The sequence below is a fragment of the Microcystis sp. M169S2 genome (genome assembly GCF_020245865.1).
GTDB lineage: Bacteria > Cyanobacteriota > Cyanobacteriia > Cyanobacteriales > Microcystaceae > Microcystis > Microcystis ichthyoblabe_A.
This window is the reverse complement of the sequence record NZ_JADBUB010000108.1, coordinates 1-4,396: the sequence shown is the minus strand read 5'-3', so window position 1 is coordinate 4,396 and position 4,396 is coordinate 1. Positions and strand designations below refer to the sequence as shown.

Genomic DNA, 4,396 nt, shown 5'->3' with positions numbered 1-4,396 from the left:
TTGGAGGGATCGGGGGTAGAATTCAGGTACTTTTTCCCTGAAAATTAGGTAACTGACTACCTCAAAATCGGTAAAACCCTACACCCTACACCCCACACCCTACACCCTGCCCCCACCAACAAACTTTTTCAGCAAACCCTAAGTATAGGTAACATATCAGGATAGGCAAAAGGCAAGAGGCAAGAGGCAAAAGGGGGAATAGATAATCAGTTTTTAATAACTGGATTTAGGATAAACCGCGAGGGGAGGCCGTTTGTGATCCTCTCGATTTCCCCAATACGGTAATCCGTAAATGGGTTGGAGCTAGACTTTTTCCCCAGCTAAAATAAAATGGGATGGAGAATAACTATCGACGATAAGCCGTTTTAAGATTATGGGATTCTTTGACTCAGAAGTGGTTCAACAGGAAGCTAGACAGCTATTTGAGGATTACCAGTCTCTCACACAACTGGGCAGCGAGTACGGTAAATTCGATCGAGAGGGTAAAATCATCTTTATCGATAGGATGGAGGAGTTAATGGAACGCTACAAGATATTTATGAAGCGTTTCGAGTTATCTGAGGATTTCTCCGCCCAAATGACTGTAGAACAGCTAAAAACCCAATTAGGTCAATTTGGCATGACTCCGCAAATGATGTTCGACCAAATGCAGCAAACCCTTGAGCGGATGAAGGCAGAAATTCGCTGAAATTGCCGATATTTATCGGGTCTTGGCTGTCTTCTACCCGATAATGGCTTCTCCAGTTTACCGCTCGGAAATTTGGGGTTTCTGCGGTTTTTCGAGAACAATGATCTAATAATTTTAAGTAGGTTAGCTGATGAACTCCAGGCCAGATTCACAAGAGAATATTGAGCCACCTCAGTATAGTGAAAAAACTAACCGCATTCAGGCGATCAGTCAACTGATTAAGGCGATCACCCCGTTAATTTGGGCTATAGTTGTTCTAGTGGTTATCGTGCCTCTTTTAGGGAAAATTTGGCTAGGAACTACCAGCAATGAACCGTTAAAAACTAAGGTTGCTACCGAAACTAACCTAGAGATTCCCATCACTATACCCCAAAAATCTAACAGTCAAATTGATCGAGAAATTAGCCAAGCTTTACAGACAGCGAGAGCCAATTCTCAAAGCTTTGCTTTAGGAGAAATTGAGGGATGGGTGGAGGAGTTGATGACACGAGTAGATCAGGGTTTTCTGCCTTGGTATTTTAACTATTTCAATCAAAAACAATTTGAGGGCAAGGCCTTTCTAAGCGGATTATACTTCTCGATCGCTCACTGGGTCAATACAGATAATCCACCCCCGGAACAGGTGGTGGCAGAAAATTTGACCAAAACTATTCAAACCGAGTTTACTAAACGGGTAATTCGTCCCCAAGAAGCCCAATTACGTCTAGAGAGAATTACTAGGGATGCCGTTAATTTATATGTCAGTAATTTAAGCAATGAATTAGAGAATATTCAGGCCAGTTATCAAATTCCCCAAGGCAAATGGGACCGTTATCTTAGCGATATAGCCATAACAATTCAAGATACCGAGGGCAATATTTCTAACACATCAATTAAACTTTTAGTCGGTGGTGCCACTGCTTTGGGAGTTAAATCTCTCATCCCAGTGATGAAAGTGGGCAGCACAGTTTATTTGTCCCTAGCGGGAAAAACGGGGGCGAAAATTGCCACTAAAACCGGTGGAGCAGTAGCGAGTAGTTTTGGGGCAGAATTAATCGATCCAATCGTGGGAATTGGTTTGATAGTTTGGGATTTATGGGACTATCAGCACACGGTAAACATTGAAAAACCGATTCTGCGGGATGCCATTTTTAATTATTTACAAGAAGTCAAATACGATCTAGTCAATAATCATCAAGGTAGCGTCCTTTCCTCTATTTATCAAATTGAGGCCAGTGTCAATAAATCCTTAGTGAGAACCTAAATAAAATGATCTAAGTAGGTAGGCGTTAAAAATTATCAGACACCCCCCTTATCAAGGGGGGCAGGGGGGATCGAACCTAAAATCCATTTTTAATTTAATTATAACCAGCTACTTAATTCTAACTGCGCCATCGTAAAATCTGTGCTTTAATGGGGTTGACAAAATCCCGTTTTTCTGCTTGAGATTTCTCGTATTCTTGCTTAAGGCGATAATACCATTTGGCCTGGGTATCGGCATCATCAATTAACATCAAAGCCGGATGATAACTAAGTCCTTCCTGTTGTTTAATCACCACATCGCGATCCTGTTTAAGAAATTGTAGGGTTAAATAACGCAAAAGAGGGGTTAAAAATGCCAACCAAGGAATCGTATAGTATAAACTTTGATGGACTTCGCAGTGATTTTCATCGATGGGAGTAATTGCCGTAAAAGCACAAGCTAAATGGCGATCGCCTCGTAGTATTTCTGTACGCACCGAGGGCAATTCAAAAACAATTTCAATCGATACTTTATTACCCAAAATTTTATAAGGTTTCGCACTTACAGGCATATCATAGGGAGCAAGACGAAAACCGAAGGGAACAGGTTCGTATTGTTTTTCCTTGACCCGAAATTTGCGCGGACCGCTGCGCCACCACCAAGAAGTATGAACGTAGGGACCGTGGGCCGGATCCATCAATCCCACCACTGCATGGTCAATATTGCAATCAAAAGTGATAGTTTCGGCTACTTTGGGTGTAAGTTTGCCAAAAGCGCTAATAGTCGGCACAGGAGGCAGATTTTCTTTATTAATTTCTCTTTTTGAGTCTGCCGGAATAAACACCCAGATATGACCTTGTATTTCACGACAGGGATAACTGGTGACACAAATTCTGTTAATATCAAGGCGATCATGTTCCGTTAATGAGGGGATCTCAGAACAAACGCCATCGCTAGTGTTAAATTTCCAGCCATGATAGCAACAGTACACCCCATCTCCTTCAATCCAGCCATGGTGCAGCGGAATGCCACGATGGGGGCAAATGTCCCGCAATGCGAACACTTCTCCATCCTCTCTCCTACCGACAACAATCGGTTCACCTAGCATTTTTTTGGCCATTAGCTGACCGGGTTTCAGTTTATTTGCCGGTGTGGCCACATACCAAAAGTCGCGCAGTAAGCTAGTCATAGGGTTTCTCTGGAGAGCTTCGATCGTTGATCCTATCATTAGAAATGAAGATTATGACCAAGACTAGGGCAGATAATTTATGGACGTAACTGGATTCGAACCAGTGACCCCATCGATGTCAACGATGTACTCTAACCAACTGAGCTATACGTCCGCACGAATTGCTATTATAACACGATTGCTTCTAATTAGGCAAGCCCCTAGGCAATAAATTGATAGCCAATTAACTTATAAATTAACTTGGCAGTGGTAAATTCCGAGACCACCGAATCACTAATCGGGGCTAATTCCATCACATCGCAGCCAATCACCTGATGAGTTTGGAAAAGACGACGGAGAAAGCCTAGGGTTTGATGCCAACTTAACCCCCCCGGTTCAGGTGTTCCCACCCCCGGAATTAAAGCCGGATCTATGCCATCCACGTCTATGGTTAAAAATACCTTCTCTGTGGTAATTTTGGCGATCGCTTTTTCGATCCAATTCGGATCACCGGCGATATCTCGATCCCAAATCACGGGAATCTGCTGTTTAGCGATTAATTCGGCTTCTTCTCGACAAATAGCCCGAATTCCCACGGGTAAGGTCGGTAAACCCATTTCTAACACCCGACGCATCACACAGGCGTGGTTATGGTGGGAGCCTTCGTACTCAAAACGCATATCGCCATGGGCATCAATTTGAACCACCGTAAAAGGTTCCGATAAAGCTTGTCGATAAGCTTGTACTACTCCCGTAGTGATAGCGTGTTCACCCCCGACGGCGACGACAAATTTATCATCGGCAATTAAACGCGAAACTGTAGCTGTGGTGACGGCTAACATCTCCTCGGCGGACAATTGCGGTTGCTGACGGGTATCGGCGATCGCATCATGGGTATAGATGCCCACTTCTAAACAGGTTTCCCTCTTAAGTTCTTCGTCATAAGCTTCCAATTGTTGGGAAGCGGTAATCACCGCCGCCGGTCCAGTTTCACAACCCTTGCGATAGGTGGTGGTGGCCTCGTAGGGAATCGGCAGGATCACGGCCTTAGCTGTGGAGTAAGATGCGATCGCTTCACTCCCTAAAAACTGTTCGCTACCGGTGGCGCAAGACAATAACATGGGCAAGTCACAGAAAATTTTAGTCCGATATCCTATTATAAATATTTTGACTATTTTTGCTCAAGGGGTGACAGAACAGTTAAAAAGCTTGCTTTATAAGGCTCATAGCCGTTAACCCTTTGGAGAAATAAGGGTTTTTCTGGGGTTTGAGGCGGATCAAAGAAAAGGCAAGTTCCGAGAAAGTATCCATCGACTCA

Annotated in this window: 4 protein-coding genes and 1 tRNA gene; 2 read left to right on the top strand and 3 right to left on the bottom strand. The window is 43.7% G+C overall.

What is annotated here, in order from left to right; all coding sequences use genetic code 11:
* The first annotated feature begins 373 nt into the window (after positions 1-373).
* Positions 374-688 (top strand): DUF1825 family protein, encoded by a 315-nt coding sequence (locus IM485_RS11440; protein WP_002738222.1) that lies wholly within the window; start codon positions 374-376, stop codon positions 686-688.
* Between the two features lie 130 nt (positions 689-818).
* Complete coding sequence (locus tag IM485_RS11435; RefSeq protein WP_104397609.1) at positions 819-1,931, top strand: hypothetical protein; 1,113 nt, start codon at positions 819-821, stop codon at positions 1,929-1,931.
* Between the two features lie 118 nt (positions 1,932-2,049).
* Here IM485_RS11435 and IM485_RS11430 read toward each other — a convergent pair whose 3' ends face one another.
* From IM485_RS11430 to speB, 3 genes are all read right to left on the bottom strand, one after another.
* Positions 2,050-3,099, bottom strand: coding sequence for a Rieske 2Fe-2S domain-containing protein (locus IM485_RS11430; protein WP_104397608.1), 1,050 nt, complete (start codon positions 3,097-3,099; stop codon positions 2,050-2,052).
* An 80-nt stretch (positions 3,100-3,179) separates the two neighbouring features.
* Positions 3,180-3,253: transfer RNA gene (locus IM485_RS11425), tRNA-Val, on the bottom strand.
* A 46-nt stretch (positions 3,254-3,299) separates the two neighbouring features.
* Positions 3,300-4,199 (bottom strand): agmatinase, encoded by a 900-nt coding sequence (speB, locus tag IM485_RS11420; RefSeq protein WP_287743127.1) that lies wholly within the window; start codon positions 4,197-4,199, stop codon positions 3,300-3,302.
* Positions 4,200-4,396: the final 197 nt, after the last annotated feature.

What these genes read in the sequence shown, in the direction of transcription:
- speB (WP_287743127.1), bottom strand. Translation starts at nt 4,199, where the DNA reads ATGTTATTGTCTTGCGCCACCGGTAGCGAACAGTTTTTAGGGAGTGAA.
- IM485_RS11435 (WP_104397609.1), top strand. Translation starts at nt 819, where the DNA reads ATGAACTCCAGGCCAGATTCACAAGAGAATATTGAGCCACCTCAGTAT.
- IM485_RS11440 (WP_002738222.1), top strand. Translation starts at nt 374, where the DNA reads ATGGGATTCTTTGACTCAGAAGTGGTTCAACAGGAAGCTAGACAGCTA.
- IM485_RS11430 (WP_104397608.1), bottom strand. Translation starts at nt 3,099, where the DNA reads ATGACTAGCTTACTGCGCGACTTTTGGTATGTGGCCACACCGGCAAAT.